Genomic DNA, 17872 nt, shown 5'->3' with positions numbered 1-17872 from the left:
ACATAATGAAAGGGGACGGTTTCATGAAAGCAAAGGGCAGTTTGAAATTGCTTACACTGCTGCTGGCGATGATGATGGTCATCTCGGCTTGCGGCGGTTCCGGCGCGAATGGAAGCAATCAGCCGGGAGACACGAATCAGGAAGGGGAAGCGGCGGAGACCGGAACGCCGAAAGACGGAGGCGTGGTCAACATTGCGCTTAATAGCGTGCCGAAGACGTTGGACCCGATTTCCTATACGAGCGTTTACGAGTCGAATATATTGCGGAGCATTGTCGACACGCTTGTGACCTATAACAACGATTTGTCGGAAATCGTGCCGGCGCTGGCCACCGAATGGAAAATTTCCGACGATATGAAAGTTTACACATTTACGCTAAGAGACGAAGTATATTTCCAACCGGGCAAATTTCAGGACGGACGCAAAATGACCGCGGAAGACGTGAAATACAGCCTGGAGCGCTCGGCGAAAGAATCGTCCTTGAACCGCTTGCGCGGCGTGGAGAAAGTGGAAGTCGTCAGCGACAATGAAGTGGCGATCCACCTGGTCGAGCCGAATGCGGCATTGCTGGCGTTTCTGACAGATCCGGGCAACGGCGTCGTGCCGAAGGAAGAAGTGGAAGGCTGGGGCGATCAATTCGGCGTGCATGTGGTCGGAACCGGTCCTTTCAAATTTGAAGAATGGAAACAGGACGATTACGTCAAATTGGCCCGCAGCGATAAATATTGGGGGGACAAGCCGCATCTCGACGGCGCCGTATTCAAGTCGATCACGGACGGCAATATGATGACGAACGCGATTCGTTCGGGCGATATCGACATCGCGACCGACGTGAAAGGCCAAAACCGCGTATTGGTGGAAAAAGACAACAAATTGACGTTAAACAGCATTTCCGGGGTATCCATATCCTATCTCGGCATGAATATGGCGGACGGGCCGACAAAGGACATCAAGGTCCGCGAAGCGCTCGCGCTTGCGACGGATGTGGACGCGTTAACGAAAGGCGTTTACCAATGGGGCGGGGCGAAACCTTCCTATCTGCCGCTTCCTAGAGCGTCCTGGGGATACGACGCGGAGCTGGAAAGCCTGGCGCCGAAGTACGACCCGGAAAAAGCGAAGCAATTGCTGGCCGAAGCGGGATATTCGAACGGATTTAAAACGGAAATTTACGTCGGAGAAGCGAGAGTGCCGGAAGCAACGATTTTCGCAACGCAAATGAAAGAAAATTTGAATGTCGATGTCGACATTAAAACGGTGGAATGGGGTACGTTCAGCGATACCGTATCCAAAGGAAAAGCGCCGCTCTTCATCGCAGGATGGACCTGGTACCCGGATCCGGATACGTTCCTGTACCAAATGTTCCATTCGAAACAAATCGGCTCTTTGGGCAACGGATACGGATACAACAATCCGCAGGTTGACGAACTGCTGACGCGGGCCGCCACCGAATCGATCGATCAAGAAACGCGCAAAGGCATTTACCGCGACGCTTTGGAACTCATCCTGAAAGACATTCCGCGGATCGAGCTTTCCGATATCGAAATCGCATGGGCCAACAACAAGAACGTCAAAGGCTTTGCCGTGAAGCCCGACAACTCGATTATTTTAACAAATCCTTATAATAACGTCTGGTTGGATAAGTAAGACGAATCCCGCCGGTTCAAAGCGAAAAAGTCCCTGTAGAGGATGTTCCAAAAGTCATCTTTTGGGGACTTTTTTTCATTTGGAAAGTTTTTGATTTCGGTTTTTCTCAAATGAAACGGGGGGAGATTTTCTATTGCTGAAATTAATCGTAAAGAGACTTATCAACATGATTCCCACCTTGCTGGTCGTCGCGACGATCGTGTTTATCATCACGCGATTGATTCCCGGCGATCCGGCCGCGGTGATGCTCGGACCCCAGGCTTCCGTCGAGGATATCGCCAAGCTGCGGGATAAGCTCGGTCTGAACGAACCGATTATTATGCAATATTTGAATTACTTGGGCGATTTGGTCCGCGGAGATCTGGGAACGTCGCTTAGCTACAATCAGCCTGTGTTGTCGATTATTATGGAGCGCTTTCCGAATACGCTGCTTCTTTCCGTATGCGCCTTGCTCATCGCGCTCGTCATCGGCATTCCCGCAGGAATCGTGTCGGCAACGCGCCAGTATTCCTTCCTTGACTATGCGCTGATGATTTTGGCGCTGATCGGGGTATCGATGCCGATATTCTGGCTCGGGGTCATGCTGGTCCTATTCTTCAGCGTCGAGCTCGGTTGGTTTCCCGCAACCGGCATGGGTTCGCTCGCGGACGGATTCGGCACGTTCCTGAAGCATCTGGTGCTGCCAAGCTTTGCGTTATCGACCGTTTCGATGGCGACCTTCGCGCGGATCACCCGTTCGAGCATGCTGGAAGTCATCAAGCAGGATTACATTAAGACGGCCCGGGCGAAAGGGCTGCGCGAATCGATCGTCGTTTGGAAGCACGCTCTGAAAAATGCGCTTACCCCGCTGCTTACCGTAATCGGAATGCAAATATCGATGATGCTCGGGGGCGCGGTCTTGACGGAGACGATTTTCAGTTGGCCCGGCATGGGCCGGCTTGTCGTCGATGCGATCGACAAACGGGATTTCGTGGTTGTGCAAGGAACGGTATTGTTCATCGCCCTTATTTTCGTACTTGTCAATTTAGTGGTGGACATCTTGTATCAAGTCGTAAATCCGCGAGTCAATATGGATAAGAAAGGGGGCGAATAAATATGGCCGGCAAATTCAAATGGGGCGAGAACAGCGTAATGTTAAGATTGCTTCGCAACAAACTGGCGGTTATCGGATTATTGCTCATTGTCATTCTTTCGGTGCTGGCCCTCTTCGCTCCGCTTATCGCAACGCACCCGCCGGATAAAATGGATTTGACCGCCTCGCTGCTGACGCCGGGAACGGACGGGCATCTGCTCGGAACGGACAACTACGGCCGCGATCTGTTCAGCCGAATCGTATACGGCGCCAGAGTATCGCTGATCGTAGGCTTATTCGCGGTCGGCTTGGGCGGGATCATCGGCACGCTGCTCGGACTGGTCTCGGGTTATTATGGCGGGAAGGTCGACGCGGTGATTATGCGGATTATGGACGGTTTGTTCGCGTTTCCGTTCATTCTGCTGGCTATCGTCCTGATGACGGTGCTCGGCGCAGGCCTGTTCAACGTCATTCTGGCGATCGGAATCGCCAACGTTCCCGGATTCGCGAGAATTGTGAGAGGACAAGTCCTTTCCGTCAAGGAAGAAGAATATATCGAGGTGACGCGTTCGCTCGGGGCGGGCGATTCCCGCATCATCTTTTCGCATATTTTGCCAAACTGTCTCGCCCCGATCATCGTTTATGCGACGATGAATATTGCGGGCGCCATTATTTCCGAGGCGGCGCTCAGCTTTCTCGGACTCGGGGTGCAGCCGCCGACGGCGTCCTGGGGGAGCATATTGAAGGATGGTAAAGACTTCCTGGTTCTATCCCCTCACATGGCTACTTATTCGGGGCTTGCCATTCTGTTGTCCGTGCTCGGATTCAATCTGTTCGGGGACGGGCTCCGGGATGCGCTCGATCCGAAGATGAAAGTGTAGTTGTAACACAGAAAGGCAACTGATGCTTAAGACGAGGGGAGGAAACACGATGTCGGAACAACAAAAATTGCTGGACGTTCAAAATTTGGAGGTTCATTTCCATACGTCGTCCGGAATCGTAAAAGCGGTGAACGGGGTTAGCTTTGAGCTGGAGCGGGGCGAGACGATCGGCATCGTCGGCGAATCCGGCTCCGGCAAGAGCGTAACGGCAACGGCCATCATGGGACTGTTAGCCGCCCCGCACGGGAAGCTGGCAAACGGAAGCATCCGGTTCGAATCCAAAGATTTAACCCGGCTGTCCAATGCCCAAATGCGCAATATTCGCGGCAATGAAATATCGATGATCTTCCAGGATCCGATGACGTCGCTGAATCCGGTCTTTACGGTGGGCGATCAAATCATGGAAGTGATACGCCTGCACCAGAAGCTGGACAAAAAAGCGGCGAAAGAACGCGCCGTCGAAATGTTGCGTCTGGTGGGCATTCCGGAGCCCGAGCGCAGGCTGAAGCAATATCCGCATGAGTTTTCAGGAGGGATGCGCCAGCGTGTCATGATCGCGATCGCGCTTGCTTGCAATCCGAAGCTGCTGATCGCCGACGAACCGACCACGGCGCTCGACGTCACCGTACAGGCGCAAATTTTACAATTGATGAAAGATTTGCAGGAGAAAACGAAGACCTCGATTATTATGATTACGCATGATTTGGGGGTCGTATGGGAGAATTGCCAGAAGGTGCTCGTCATGTACGCCGGCAACACGGTGGAATACGCTTCGGCCGGGCAACTGTACGAGAAGCCCCTTCATCCGTATACATGGGGGCTGCTCGATTCCCAGATCAAAGCGGATTCGAACCGCTCCGAGCGGTTGCCGTCCATTCCGGGGAATCCTCCGGATTTGCGGAAGGAAATTCGAGGCTGTCATTTCGCCGACCGGTGCCCGTATGCGCAGGAGAAATGTTCCCTGGAGAAACCGAAGCTGATCGAGGTGGAACCGGGGCATAAAGTGGCCTGCCATTTCCAAACGGCGACGGAGAGATTGGCGAGGAAAGGAAGTGAGCGGGAATGAGCGAACCGATATTGCAAGTTCGCGCGTTGAAGAAGCATTATCCGGTCAAGGACGGCATTTTGTTCTCGAAACCTTCGCGTTTTGTCAAAGCGGTGGACGATGTGAGCTTCGACGTGTTCAAGGGAGAAACACTGGGGATCGTCGGCGAATCCGGCTGCGGCAAATCGACGATGGCGCGCCTTGTGACGCAACTGGTCAAGCCCACTTCCGGCTCCGTCCTGTTCAAGGGCAAGGATTTGTCAGGCCTGTCCGGCCAGGAATTGAAACAGGAGCGCAAACATATTCAAATGGTGTTTCAAAATCCGTACGCCTCGCTGGATCCGCGGAAAACGGTCGAGCAGCTCATTATGGAACCGCTGGTCATCCATAACGTCGGGACGAGACAGGAGCGTCTGGCCAAAGTGCGGGAGTTGCTCGAAGTCGTCGGGCTCAGCGCCTATCAGGCGCAGCGTTATCCCCACGAGTTCAGCGGCGGCCAGCGGCAACGAATTAATATCGCGCGGGCGCTGGCACTCAATCCCGACCTCGTCATCTGCGACGAGCCTGTCTCCGCGCTCGACGTTTCCATCCAAGCCCAGGTGATCAACCTGCTCAAGGATCTGCAGAGCCGGTTCGGGTTAACGTATATTTTTATTTCTCACGATTTGAACGTGGTGAAATATATCAGCGATCGCATTGTCGTGATGTACTTGGGGAAAGTGGTGGAGATGGGCACGTTCGAGGATATCTATAACAATCCCCGTCATCCGTATACCCGTGCGTTGTTGTCCGCGGTGCCGAAGGAAAATCCGTTTCTGGAGAAAGAGCGGATTCTCTTGTCCGGAGACGTTCCGAGTCCGATGAACCCGCCGGCAGGGTGCCACTTCCATAAACGGTGCCCGTTCGCCGTCGAAGCATGCGGCCAATCGTACCCGGAACTCGTCGCAGACCAAAAGGGACATGCGGTTGCTTGCCATCTAGCGGATCAAATCTAGGCGACCCGATCCGGGTTCGTTTCGTTCATTGGAATCAACTTGACAGTAAAGGAGTTAACAGCGATGTCATTCAAACATGTATTGGAAATGTTCGACCTGCTCGATCATGCGGCCGTGAACGGCAATGCGGTGAAAGAATATTTTAACAGGCTGGGATATGACAATGTGGAAGTGAAAACGGTGGAAGGAGCGAAAGGCTCTACCGATTTCGTGAAAATTACCGTGCCTGGCAAAAACGGAAAGTCTGCCGGAGGCTCTGCGCCGACGCTAGGCATTATCGGCCGATTGGGCGGAATCGGGGCAAGACCGGAACAGACCGGATTCGTATCGGACGGCGACGGGGCGCTTGCATGCTTATCCGCCGCCGCCAAACTGGTTGAAATGAAACAGCGCGGTGATATACTGGAAGGGGATATTATTCTTACAACCCATATTTGTCCAAATGCTCCGACGCTGCCGCATGATCCGGTTCCGTTCATGGATTCTCCCGTAGACATTATGACGATGAACCGGCATGAAGTCGCGGCAGAGATGGATGCGATTTTGTCGATCGACACGACAAAGGGCAATATGGTTGTCAGCGCAAACGGTTTTGCGATTACGCCAACCGTCAAATCGGGGTATATTCTGCGGATCAGCCAGGACTTGCTCGAACTGATGCAGCAAACGACCGGCAAGGTTCCGGTAACCTTGCCGATTACGATGCAGGATATTACTCCTTACGGCAACGGCGTTTACCATATTAACAGCATTTTGCAGCCATGTACGGCTACCGACAGCCCGGTCGTCGGCGTGGCGATTACGACGCAAGTCCCTGTTGCGGGATGCGCGACGGGAGCGACGCATTTGACCGACGTGGAGCAAGCGGTTCGATTTGTTATCGAAACGGCCAAAATGTACGGGGCCCGCAAATGCTCGTTCTATGACGAAGAACAGTTCGCATTGATGCAATCGCTTTACGGCAGCATGAAGCACCTGCAAACCTTGGACGGGAAGGTACGGTCGTCATGAGCGGAAATGCGGCGCAATGGAAAGAACGGGCGATAGCGGAAGTAGAGCGGAGCCGGGACGAATTAATCGAATTATGCTGCCGCTTGATTCGCTTTCCCAGCGAAAACCCTCCCGGCGATTCGACGCCGATTACGCAATATATCGCCGATTATTTGCAAGAGTACGGAATCGAATCGGAATGGCATGAAGCGGCGCCGTCCATGTGGAATCTTATCGCGCGCATCGGCGGCGGCGACGGCGACGGCAAAAAATTGATCTATTGCGGACATACCGACGTCGTTCCGGCGGGCGACCGCAGCAAATGGGAGTTCGATCCATTTGCCGGAGAGGTCAAAGACGGTTGGATTCTCGGACGCGGCGCCAGCGATATGAAAGGCGGGCTGGCCGGCCTGATCTTCGCCGCTGCCGTTCTGAAACGGTTGAACGTGCCGTTGCCGGGAGAACTGTGCCTTGCGATCGTACCGGACGAGGAAACCGGAGGAGAACTGGGCGTTCCTTGGATTCTCGAGCGCGGGCTCATTCAAGGGGACGGTTGTTTGATCGCCGAGCCGTCGTCTCCGCTTCATCCGACGCTGGGACAGAAGGGAGCCTGCTGGTTTCGAGTTACCGTGAAAGGGACGCCGGCGCATGGAAGTTTGGGTCCGCTTGCCGGCCGCAACGCGATCGTCGACGCCTTGAAGGCGATCGATCGGATTCGTACCGTATGGAATTATCCGGTTCGTATTCCACGTGAAATGGAAGACATTATCGCCATTTCGAAAGCGAACCTGCAGGAAGACGGAGAGGAACAGTTTGCGGACGTCTTCGATCATATTTCCGTCAACATCGGTACGATCCAAGGCGGCACGAAATCGAACGTCGTGCCGGATACGTGTACCTTTGAGGTCGATTGCCGGCTGCCTTTCGGAGTTACCCGCGACGAGGTGTTGGGCTATATTCGCGGCGAACTGAACGTTCTGGGCATCGATTACGAACTGGAAACGTTCGGAATGAAGAGCCATGCGAACTATACGGATCCTGCCGATCCGGTTTGCAGAGCGATTGTGGACAATATTTCGCATGTAACGGGAGCCGGGGATCGGGCATATGGCGTATTGCAATGGGCCAGCAGCGACGCCCGGCACTTCCGGGAGTATAACATTCCCGTATTGCAATACGGTCCCGCTTATTTGCCCAGCATTCATAATTTTAACGAAAAAGTGTTGGCGGAAGATGTCATTCGCTGCGCGAAAGTGTACGTGGCGGCAGCGATCGATTTTCTATATGAAAATTAATTTTTCAAAGGGGACATGAATGTGCTGAAAACTCTGGATCAAGCATTGAAAATATTGCTGAAATTCACCAAAGAGAAGCCTTCCTGGGGCGTAAGGGGACTAGCGAGAGATACGGATACGAATGAAGCGAATATATACCGTATCTTGGCGACTCTGGAAGCGAATCGATTTCTAGTGAAAGATCCGGAGACGAAAAAGTACTATTTAGGGATCCGATTGTGGGAACTCGGCGTAACGATGCAGCATTCGCTTCATGTGGGAGATTTGCTGAAACCGGTGATGCAGCGCCTGATGGAAGAAACGGGGGAATCGGTGTTTCTGACGAGTTTGGTAGACGGGGAAGGATTGACGCTGGAAGTGCTCGAGCCCGACCATTCCGTGAAGTTCTCCGTCTCCATCGGCAGCCGTGCGCCGCTGTATGTCGGCGCCTCGTACCGCACGATGCTCGCCTTTCTGCCCGAGGAAGAAGTGGAACGATTGATAGGGGGAGAATTGGTGCGGTATACCTCGAAAACATTGGTAGATTCCAGTGCGATTCGCCGGGATTTGGCCACCATTCGGGACAAGGGCTGGGGGAGAAGCGACGGCGAATATACGCCTGACGTTGTCGCTTTGGCCGTCCCGTTGTTCGGATACGGGGGACAAATCGCCGGCTCGTTGACCGTGTCGGGTCCGACCTATCGTTTGCCCGACAGCAAAATCGACCGGATTGTGGACGCGTTGCTGCGCGCCAAGGCGGAGATGAACGATCTGCTGCTTACTTATCGGATCGACCTTTCCCGATATTTTAAATAAGGACGGCAGCCGCTTGCGGCTGCCTGTTTGCAAAGAAGGGGGATGCCGATGTTACAATCCATGTTTGAAGAAGTGGAACAGCTTTACCCCGAGATGGTGGAGCTGAGAAGATATTTTCATATGAATCCGGAATTGTCCTTTCAAGAAGTTCATACGCCCGCCAAAATCGCCGCTTATTTGCAGGAACTCGGTATGGAGGTGAGGACGGAAGTGGGCGGCCGCGGAGTCGTCGGGATTCTTCGCGGAGATCGTCCCGGCAAGACGGTGGCGCTTCGCGCGGATTTCGACGCGCTGCCGATGGACGACGAGAAAGACGTTCCTTATAAATCCCGCGTTCCCGGCGCGATGCATGCATGCGGGCACGACGGGCATACCGCGACGCTGCTGGGCGTAGCCAACGTGTTAAGCCGACATCGCGACCGGTTGCGCGGCAACATCGTTTTCATTCATCAGTTTGCGGAAGAGCTTGCTCCCGGCGGAGCGAAGCCGATGATCGAGGACGGATGCCTGGACGGCGTTGACGCCATCTTCGCCACGCATCTTTCCTCCAGTTTTCCGACCGGCGTTGTCGGTTACCGGTCCGGCGGCATCGCGGCCGCTTCCGACAAATTTACGATTCGCATCCAGGGCGTCGGCGGACATGGAGCGGCTCCGCAGGAATCGGTGGACGCGCTGGCGGTCGGCGCGACTTTGGTGGGCCACCTGCAGCAAATCGTCAGCCGCCGCATCGATCCGCTGAAGCCGGCCGTACTTAGCGTTTGCTCGTTCCATGCCGGCGAGGCGTTCAACATCATCGCGGACAAGGCGACGATTGCCGGAACGGTTCGTACTTACGATCCCGACGTACAGGAGCGGATGATTAGCGAAATGGAACGGATCGTGAAGGGGACATGCGAAGCCGCGGGAGCGGAATACGCCATCGATTACGAACGGGGGTATCCGGCCGTTGTCAACCATGAAGCGGAAACGGAGCATCTGGTCGAATGCGGCGAATTGCTCGGCGATTCGGTGCGGTTGATTCCGATCGATCCGATGATGAGCGGGGAAGATTTTGCTTATTATTTGCAAAAGGTGCCGGGCACGTTCTTTTTTACGGGAGCCTATAACGAGGCCAAACAGGCCGTATATCCTCACCACCACCCGAAATTCGATTTCGACGAGGATGCGATGAAGATCGGCGCCAAGCTGTTGATCGCGGCAGCCGTCCAATACTTGAACAAATAGAGAATGAGGAGGAAGTGGCTTATGGCAGCAACGAAAAGACCGGTTACGGCTGAAGATCTGCTCCGGTTTCAATTTGTCGGCGATGCGCAAGTGTCGCCCGACGGATCGAAAGCCGTGTACGTTGTGACGAAAGTCGACGGGGAGAAAGACGGATATTCGTCCGCGATCCGGATCACCGATCTGGAAGGCGCGGGCAAACCGTTAACCGCTCCTTGGGAAGGGGAACGGCTCATTCGCGATCATTCGCCGCGCTGGTCTCCCGACGGAGAGCGGATCGCCTTCGTTTCGAACCGTACCGGCACGAACCAGGTATGGGTGATGGCCGTTTCCGGCGGCGAAGCGAAGCAGGTAACGAAGATGGCGACAGGCGTCGAATCGATCGCATGGTCGCCGGACGGAACGCGCATCGCTTTCCTGGCGGAAGAGCCGAAGGCCGCCGACCCGAACGGCTCCGACGTTCGCGTGATCACCACCCTGAGGTACAAGCAGGACTCCCGCGGGTTTCGCGGGTACAACCGCAATCACATTTGGGTGGCCGATGCGGAAACGGGCGAGACGAGGCAAATCACATCCGGCGATTGGGAGGATATCGATCCGAGTTGGTCTCCCGACGGCAAGTCGATCGTTTTTATCTCGGCGCGCGACGAGCGCCGAGATATCGAACATATTCCAGGCGTCTGGAAGGCGGATGTGGAGACGGGCGAATGCACCCTTCTCGCTTCCGGGCGAGGTTTTACCACAACGCCCGTCTATTCGCCCGACGGACGGTGGATCGCCTATTTCGATCATACGCAAGGCGAAACGAGCGCCGGCAACGATGCGGTCTGGGTCATTCCGGCCGAAGGCGGCGAACCGCGGAAGCTGGCGAAGGATTTCGACCGGTCGGCGGTCAATTGGATCGGCACGGACGTGAAATGGAACGGCGGTCCGCATTGTCCCGTTTGGTCGGCCGACCAAGAGAACATTTATTTCCTGGCGACGGACGGCGGCAATTGCCATGTGTATCGAGTAGGATTCGCGAGCGGGGAAGTGGAGGCGGTCGTTTACGGAGACGCGCAAGTGGTGGGATCGTTTACGATCGACCGCAACCGTACCGGCAAAATCGTATATATCGCATCGCATCCGCACAGCTGCGGAGACGTGTACGTGCGCGAGCTTGGCGTTAGCGGGCCGGGCCGTCAACTAACCGATTTCAACCGCGCTTTCTACGATGAAACGTATTGGTCGACACCGGAACGATTCACGTTCCGCGGCAGCGACGATTGGGAAATCGAGGGCTGGATTTTGAAGCCATACGGCTTCGAGGCGGGCAAGCGGTATCCGCTTGTGCTGCAAATTCACGGCGGCCCCCATACGGCGTACGGCAATGCGCTGCATCACGAATTCCAAATGCTGGCGTCGGCGGGTTATGCGGTCATGTATACCAATCCGCGCGGCAGCCAAGGGTACGGAGAGAAGTTCGTCCGTGCGGTCATGGGCGATTGGGGCGGCAAGGATTACGAGGATTTGATGAAAGCGGCCGATTACGCTTGTACGCTGGATTATGTGGACGAAAGCAGATTGTTCGTCTGCGGCGGAAGCTATGGCGGCTATATGGTCAACTGGATTGTCGGGCAAACGGATCGTTTCCGCGCGGCGGTTACGCAGCGAAGCATCTGCAACCTCCACAGCATGTTCGGCACGAGCGATATCGGGTTCTACTTCAACTATGCGGAATTGGGCGATAAGGATATATGGGAGCATGAACAATTCATTCTCGAACGTTCCCCGATCCGGTATGCGCCGAACGTCAAAACCCCGACCTTGATCGAGCATAGCGAGTACGACCTGCGTTGTCCGATGGAGCAGGCCGAACAGTGGTATATGGCGCTGAAACGCTTTGGCGTCGATACCGAATTGGTGATTACGCCGGACGAAGGGCACGAACTTTCCCGCTCGGGCACGCCGAAGCATCGGATTGCGCGCCTGCGCCATATTTTGAATTGGTTCGAACGTTATCGCGATACCGAATAGGAACAGAGCGCGGCAGTTCCGGGTTATTCCGGAACGATCGCGCTCTTCCTTTTCCTTGACCGTCAACCGATCACTGTCAATTCTTTCGGGAACGTCGTCAGCACCTCGCAACCGCCAGACGTCACGAGCACGTCGTCTTCAATGCGAACTCCGCCCCGTCCGGGAATATAGATGCCGGGCTCGACCGTAAATACGTTGCCGGCGGCGAGCGTGGCTTCGTTGCGTTCATGAACGGAAGGCTCTTCGTGCACGTCGATGCCAAGACCGTGGCCAAGCCGGTGTATGAAATACGGTCCGTATCCTTCCGCTTCGATCGTTTGACGCGCCGCCCGGTCAACGGACGCAAAGCTGACGTTCGGCCGGATCGCCTCGATCGCCCGCAGATTGGCATTCAACACGGTGCTGTAGATACGAGCCAATTCGGCATCCAATTCGCCGACGGCGAATGTGCGCGTAATATCGGATGCGTAGCCGTTCGCGTATACGCCCAGATCGAGCAATAACAGGTCGCCTGCCTGTATTTTGCGGTTGCCCGGCTTCCCGTGCGGCAATGCCGTATTGGCGCCGCAGAGCACCGTCGTTGCGAAGGATGGGCCGTCTGCTCCCCGTTTTTTCATCTGATATTCCAATTCTGCCGCAATCTCCATCTCGGTCACGCCGATCGCCGCATGCTTCAGCCCTTCGCGCAGCGTCTCCTCCACAAGCCGGACCGCATGCTTCATCCGTTCAATTTCGTCCTGCGACTTGATCATTCGCATGGCGCGAATCGCATCGCCGATATCGGCATAGGATTTGGCCGCAAGCGCCTCGGCAATGGATTCGAATCTGCGGACGGAAACCTGATCCTTCTCGATTCCGATCGCGTTCATTCCCGCAGGAAGATGCCGTTTCAGCAAGGCGTAAGGATCTTCCGAATCCGTATGCGTTACGATAGTTTGTACCGACGAGCGCTGGCGCGCCGCCTCCAGTTCGAGCGCGGGAACGATGAGGAAAGGCTCTGTATCTTTGGATAACGCTAACGCCAGAAACCGTTCATGCGGGTCCGTGGCATAATCCGTGAAATAATAAACATGCTTCGGGTCGGTGATGAGCACGGCGTCAAGCTGTCGTCGGGCCATTTCCGCCGTCAATTGCGTCAGTCTTTGATTCATACGCAACATCCTTTCTCGATTACTTGCAGCTTTATTATATCAAAGATGCCGCGGCAGCCGCATTTTTTCAAAATATGGGCACCGATTTCCGGCAGCGTCATACCATGGATAGTAGCCTAATTGGTGTAAATCATAAGATGGAAGGTGATCGATTTGTCGAACAAATGCCCAGATTGCGGATGCGAGCTTGAACCGGTTGAACAGAGCCGTCCGGAACAGGTAGGATATGACGCTTGGGGACAATACGGCATGCAAACGATGCCGCAATTCGGTACGCAGACTTACATGCCATATGGCATGCCCGGCTATTATCCGGGAGGAACTTACGGAACGTTCTCATATCCCGGAATGTACGGCATGTCCGGAATGCCTCCCGGCTATGGTCAATACGGAATGCCTGCCGGTCAACCTCTCTATGGAACCTATTCCTATCCCGGCAACACGTCGCCGGGGTATTTCGGCGGATATCCCGGCGGATACGTTCCTAGGGAGCCGGAGACAGGCCAGAGCCAATGATGTTGGCACATCCATAACACTTTAATAGGATATCGGTTTTCACTTCCGCTCCGGGACGATTTGGCGCCCGGGGCTCTTTGCGGTTTTCTTGTTGAACATATCATAAGTAATACTAATGATAAGGATAGCAATTCGGTATTTAACTTCGCGACGAAATGGAATTATAGTGAGGAGCATGAGAACATGCATGTTCTGCTATAAACCGTTACGGAGTGATAACATGGCACAAGCGCAAGGTAAGGACCGATCGAAAACCAAATCAACCAAGAAATACGACGCATTGGGGTTTATTCTCGGGATCGTCATCACGTTGGTTATTTCCGTTGCGGCCAAGTATTTGGCTAATTTACCTTTTTTAAGCATTATGGGGCAACTGGTTATTGCTATTTTGATTGGAATCGTATGGCGGGCAACGATTGGCGTGCCTCATCCGTCAATTGCAGGGACGAATTTCTCGAGCAAAAAACTGCTGCGGCTCGGCATTATTTTGCTCGGCATGCGGCTCAACCTGACGGACATCGCACATGCGGGGCCGAAAGTCATCCTCATTGCGTTGATTTGTATCGCCTTCGCCTTTTTCGTTGTATATGCGATCGCCAAATGGTTTAAAGTCGAGAAAAAGCTCGGAATTTTGACAGCGTGCGGCACGGCGATTTGCGGCGCTGCGGCGGTGGTGGCGATCTCCCCGCAGATTAAGGCGAATAACGATGAAACGGCGATCGGCGCGGCGACGGTGGCAATTTTAGGGACGATTTTTACGCTTCTCTACACGGTGCTGTATCCGGTTTTGGGGTTTACGCAGCATGGATACGGCGTGTTCGCGGGTGCGACGTTGCATGAAATCGCGCATGTGATCGCGGCGGCGGCGCCGGGCGGCGAAGATGCGGTCGACATTGCGGTGATCGTGAAGCTTACGCGCGTTGCGCTGCTTGTTCCGGTGGCTATTTTGATCGGCGTTTGGTCGAGCCGGTCCGAGAAGGCGAATCGAACCAACGGCGGCAAAATGACGCTGAAATCATTGCAAATTCCGTGGTTTATTTTCGGTTTTGTGGCAATGAGCGCCGTCAACTCGCTGGGGATTGTCTCCGCCGCTTTTGCAAACCATGTCGTGTTGCTTGCGTATATGCTGATTGGAATGGCGATGGCGGGCCTCGGCCTGAATGTCGATATCGTAGCATTCAAACGTCTTGGCATGAAATCGTTCGCCGCCGGTTTGATCGGGTCGATTTTGTTGTCCGTTCTCGGGTTTGGTCTCGTTTATATGCTTCGCATGATGTAATAACCGAATTCATTTTTTTAGATGTATATATTGGATCTGCATAAGCAAATAGCAGCGCAATAGCCGCAACCGGCTGTGGGCTGCTATTTGCTTATGTATATGAGGCGAGCGCCGTTCCCGGATCGGCCGGACGGGATTATATAAGTAATAAGGGACAAGGAGGGGAACGGAATGCAGCGAAGAAACGCGAATCATGCCCGCGGAATCGACGTATCCCATTGGCAAGGACAGATCGACTGGGTTGCGGTGAAAAAATCAGGCATCCGATTTGCTTTCGTCAAGGCGACGGAAGGGCAATTGTTCGTGGACGACATGTTCGCCTCGCATATTGAAGGAGCGAAGAGTCAAGGGATTCTCGTCGGCGCGTATCATTTCAGCAAGGCGTCCGATCCGGAGGAGTCGCGTGAAGAAGCGGATTTTTTTCTTGAAAATGTAAAGGGGAAACAATTGGAGCTGCCGCATGTTCTCGACATCGAAACGAAAAAGGGGAGGACGAAAGACAAGATTGTCGCTATATGCCGCGCCTGGCTTGAACGAGTCAAATCCGAAACGGGCGTTCAACCGATGATTCATACCTATCCTTCGTTTATCGATTCGTATTTGGACGCGAGCCTTTCCCATATTCCATTATGGTACGCCTGTTATAACGACCGGCACTTAGAAGAGCGCGGCGGCTGGGAGAGATGGGAATTTCTCCAATACACCAACATAGGGAGCGTACCGGGTATCAAAGGCAACGTAGATCTCAACGAATATGCGGGGGCCGCGGAGCATTTGACCGCCAAATACGGCGCGGGCAATTCCGCTTCGAACGGGTGAATGAATCGACTCAACGATAGGAAGCGATTGGAAACGGTTGAATAAGACAAGGAAGATCGGTTATAATAAAATAGGAACACAAGTTCTTGTTATGGAGGAACCTTCCAATGATTCGAGAGTTGCAAAAGTATATAGATACTACCGTCGAGATCATATATATGGACCGCAACGGGAAGTTTACGCAGCGGAAAATTCAAATTCGTTCGGTTGCGGGACCGTTCGTTAAAGCCATATGTCTGGAGCAGCGCGCCCCGAGACTATTTCGAATCGAACGCATATTAGCCGTGCGCCCGCTTGGGCGTTATGCCGTATAGATGCATGCCTCGAGAAACCGGGAATATTCCAGGAATATTCCCGGTTTTTTCATGATGTTAGAACTTGATTTTGGAACGGGCAGCCAGCCGGAACAATCATCCGGATAGTCTATTGGGAGGAGCGAGCAGGGAGATTAATATAGAACTTATTACCTACGGATGGTAAGATAATGTAGAATAGTGTCGTTAGAGGTGAGCAGATGGGCAAAAGAAACAACGTCTCTTCTATATTGCTAGGCGTCGGAACGTTTGAAATGATTCTTTGTTTCATCGTCGGTTTTGTCGTAGGTCAGCCGGAAGCTAATATGCATGAAGGTTATCGGTACATATACGCTCTTCCGTGGTGGATCGGCGGTTTTATTACCGGCATGTTATTCTTGGGCTTGGCGGAGGTCATTCGGCTCCTGGATCTTATATATAATCAGTTAGGAAATCATCATAATCAATTCAAAACCAATGAAAGCAATGGAGGCGCTTCCATACACGAAGAGGAAACGATCGACAATATTACATTTTATGACGGCGATACCGCCAAGAACGGCTATATTGTGCTATGTTCGCAAATGATTTCGTTTTATGAAGCGAAGAAGCGGGACGAATTGCATCTGGAAATCCCTTTGAATAGAGTGCACAATTGTACGTTTAACGGACGCTTTATTGAAATTTGTTTTACCAAAGATGCGTATGAAACGTCCCGAATCCGGTTTGAGGTTTGGATCGATCCCAAGGACGGAGGGCAGGAATTGTACGAGCTGTTGATGTCGTATATCGGCAAATCCTGATCTCTCCCGAAGGACTACAAAAGACCGGACATGGGGACATTAAAGCCGGAGGTGAGCGTATGTCGGGAAGAAACAATCATCCTGATCGCAACGGACCGATCGGCCATCCGTCGCGCCTTGATCAATACGGCGAGAAATTGGCGAACGATACCGACGCGAAGCCGATGAGGAAAACCGATAAGAAAGGCCAATGTTGATCGCCGATTTAGCCCTGGCGTTGCATTAACTTCTACCGCCCTCCTCCCCAAGTTCGGGGACACAGGAGACGCCAATTGTGACAAACGACCCGATTTCGGACCGTTTGCGGACAGACGATCCTTTATTCGCGGCAAAAGCGTAAAAATAAGCCCTGTGATGAACGGATAACGGAATCAATGTCCGCCGAAACAGCGAATAAGCGGTTTTGAGGCAAAATAACGGTCGTACGGTCCGGACAGCCATTTCTCGATGCAACGCCATTGCCGATTTAGCAGGAAAGCTTGCGTTTTCGAACGGAAACCGGCTTTCCTACAGACATATTTTCGATTAGTCAACCGGCGGCTGTTACTGAATTGTATTGGAAAAAATTACAGCTTGTTTGGAGCTTTAGAGTTGTGTTACATTATAGTTCCTGTCGCATTGCGGCATGGAAACATGTGAATCGTGCTTCTTAAGGAAATGTCCAACTGGAAATAATTGATGGTTGCACGATCTCGGATAATATGATAAATTATAATTCCTGTCGCCGATAAACGACAGGGCGTTGAAGAAAGTCATTTGTTCTTTGAAAACTGAACAACGAGCGAATTAAGCAACAATAAATGAGAACGACAAGTTCTCGTCAGCAACGAAATTTTGAGCTATTCGGCTCTTTCATATTCGGTTTTATCGGCTCTGCCGATGGAACCGACCAGATTATTTCTCAACATCCCGTTCCGGGCCAAGAGAATAATCGTTTTCATGGAGAGTTTGATCCTGGCTCAGGACGAACGCTGGCGGCGTGCCTAATACATGCAAGTCGAGCGGAGTTCGTTTTGTAGCTTGCTACGAAGCGAACTTAGCGGCGGACGGGTGAGTAA

General features: G+C 53.3%; 17 protein-coding genes and 1 rRNA gene. 17 read left to right on the top strand and 1 reads right to left on the bottom strand.

The window, feature by feature from the left end; translation table 11 throughout:
• Positions 1-23 precede the first annotated feature (23 nt).
• From KQI79_RS24370 to KQI79_RS24325, 10 genes are all read left to right on the top strand, one after another.
• Positions 24-1643: an ABC transporter substrate-binding protein gene (locus tag KQI79_RS24370; protein WP_216540911.1), complete on the top strand. Its 1620-nt coding sequence runs from the start codon at positions 24-26 to the stop codon at positions 1641-1643.
• Positions 1644-1776: 133 nt separating this feature from the next.
• Positions 1777-2736, top strand: coding sequence for a nickel ABC transporter permease (gene nikB / locus KQI79_RS24365; RefSeq protein ID WP_216540910.1), 960 nt, complete (start codon positions 1777-1779; stop codon positions 2734-2736).
• Between the two features lie 2 nt (positions 2737-2738).
• Positions 2739-3596, top strand: coding sequence for an ABC transporter permease (locus KQI79_RS24360; RefSeq protein ID WP_216540909.1), 858 nt, complete (start codon positions 2739-2741; stop codon positions 3594-3596).
• Positions 3597-3645: 49 nt separating this feature from the next.
• Positions 3646-4662, top strand: a complete 1017-nt coding sequence (locus KQI79_RS24355) for an ABC transporter ATP-binding protein (RefSeq protein ID WP_216540908.1) — start codon at positions 3646-3648, stop codon at positions 4660-4662.
• On the top strand, positions 4659-5636 hold the full coding sequence (locus KQI79_RS24350; RefSeq protein ID WP_216540907.1) for an ABC transporter ATP-binding protein: 978 nt from the start codon (positions 4659-4661) through the stop codon (positions 5634-5636). Before KQI79_RS24355 ends, KQI79_RS24350 begins: the two co-directional genes overlap by 4 nt.
• Positions 5637-5699: 63 nt before the next feature.
• Positions 5700-6647 carry a DUF1177 domain-containing protein gene (locus KQI79_RS24345; RefSeq protein WP_216540906.1) on the top strand — a complete coding sequence of 316 codons (948 nt, stop codon included), beginning with the start codon at positions 5700-5702 and terminating at the stop codon, positions 6645-6647.
• A complete protein-coding gene (locus KQI79_RS24340) occupies positions 6644-7921 on the top strand; it encodes a M20 family metallopeptidase (RefSeq protein WP_216540905.1) in 1278 nt (425 codons plus the stop codon). Before KQI79_RS24345 ends, KQI79_RS24340 begins: the two co-directional genes overlap by 4 nt.
• A gap of 21 nt (positions 7922-7942) precedes the next feature.
• A complete protein-coding gene (locus KQI79_RS24335) occupies positions 7943-8716 on the top strand; it encodes an IclR family transcriptional regulator (protein ID WP_216540904.1) in 774 nt (257 codons plus the stop codon).
• A 48-nt stretch (positions 8717-8764) separates the two neighbouring features.
• A complete protein-coding gene (locus tag KQI79_RS24330; protein WP_216540903.1) occupies positions 8765-9940 on the top strand; it encodes a M20 family metallopeptidase in 1176 nt (391 codons plus the stop codon).
• A gap of 21 nt (positions 9941-9961) precedes the next feature.
• Positions 9962-11953, top strand: a complete 1992-nt coding sequence (locus tag KQI79_RS24325; RefSeq protein ID WP_216540902.1) for a S9 family peptidase — start codon at positions 9962-9964, stop codon at positions 11951-11953.
• A gap of 62 nt (positions 11954-12015) precedes the next feature.
• Here KQI79_RS24325 and KQI79_RS24320 read toward each other — a convergent pair whose 3' ends face one another.
• Complete coding sequence (locus KQI79_RS24320; RefSeq protein ID WP_216540901.1) at positions 12016-13104, bottom strand: M24 family metallopeptidase; 1089 nt, start codon at positions 13102-13104, stop codon at positions 12016-12018.
• A 153-nt stretch (positions 13105-13257) separates the two neighbouring features.
• On the opposite strand from KQI79_RS24320, the gene KQI79_RS24315 reads away from it, so the two are divergent.
• The 7 genes from KQI79_RS24315 to KQI79_RS24285 form a co-directional block, all read left to right on the top strand.
• Positions 13258-13620, top strand: a complete 363-nt coding sequence (locus KQI79_RS24315; protein WP_216540900.1) for a hypothetical protein — start codon at positions 13258-13260, stop codon at positions 13618-13620.
• 220 nt (positions 13621-13840) lie between these two features.
• Positions 13841-14899, top strand: coding sequence for a YeiH family protein (locus KQI79_RS24310; protein ID WP_216540899.1), 1059 nt, complete (start codon positions 13841-13843; stop codon positions 14897-14899).
• Positions 14900-15070: 171 nt separating this feature from the next.
• Positions 15071-15718, top strand: a complete 648-nt coding sequence (locus tag KQI79_RS24305; protein WP_216540898.1) for a glycoside hydrolase family 25 protein — start codon at positions 15071-15073, stop codon at positions 15716-15718.
• A gap of 107 nt (positions 15719-15825) precedes the next feature.
• Positions 15826-16032, top strand: a complete 207-nt coding sequence (locus KQI79_RS24300) for a hypothetical protein (protein ID WP_216540897.1) — start codon at positions 15826-15828, stop codon at positions 16030-16032.
• A gap of 200 nt (positions 16033-16232) precedes the next feature.
• Positions 16233-16814, top strand: coding sequence for a hypothetical protein (locus KQI79_RS24295; protein WP_216540896.1), 582 nt, complete (start codon positions 16233-16235; stop codon positions 16812-16814).
• A gap of 59 nt (positions 16815-16873) precedes the next feature.
• Complete coding sequence (locus KQI79_RS24290) at positions 16874-17011, top strand: hypothetical protein (RefSeq protein WP_216540895.1); 138 nt, start codon at positions 16874-16876, stop codon at positions 17009-17011.
• A gap of 739 nt (positions 17012-17750) precedes the next feature.
• Positions 17751-17872, top strand: a 16S ribosomal RNA gene (locus KQI79_RS24285); the annotation flags it as partial.

The organism is Paenibacillus sp. MSJ-34 (genome assembly GCF_018918005.1).
Classification (GTDB): Bacteria; Bacillota; Bacilli; order Paenibacillales; family Paenibacillaceae; genus MSJ-34.
Note: the sequence above shows the minus strand (reverse complement) of the source record. Positions and strands in the feature narration are given on the sequence as shown.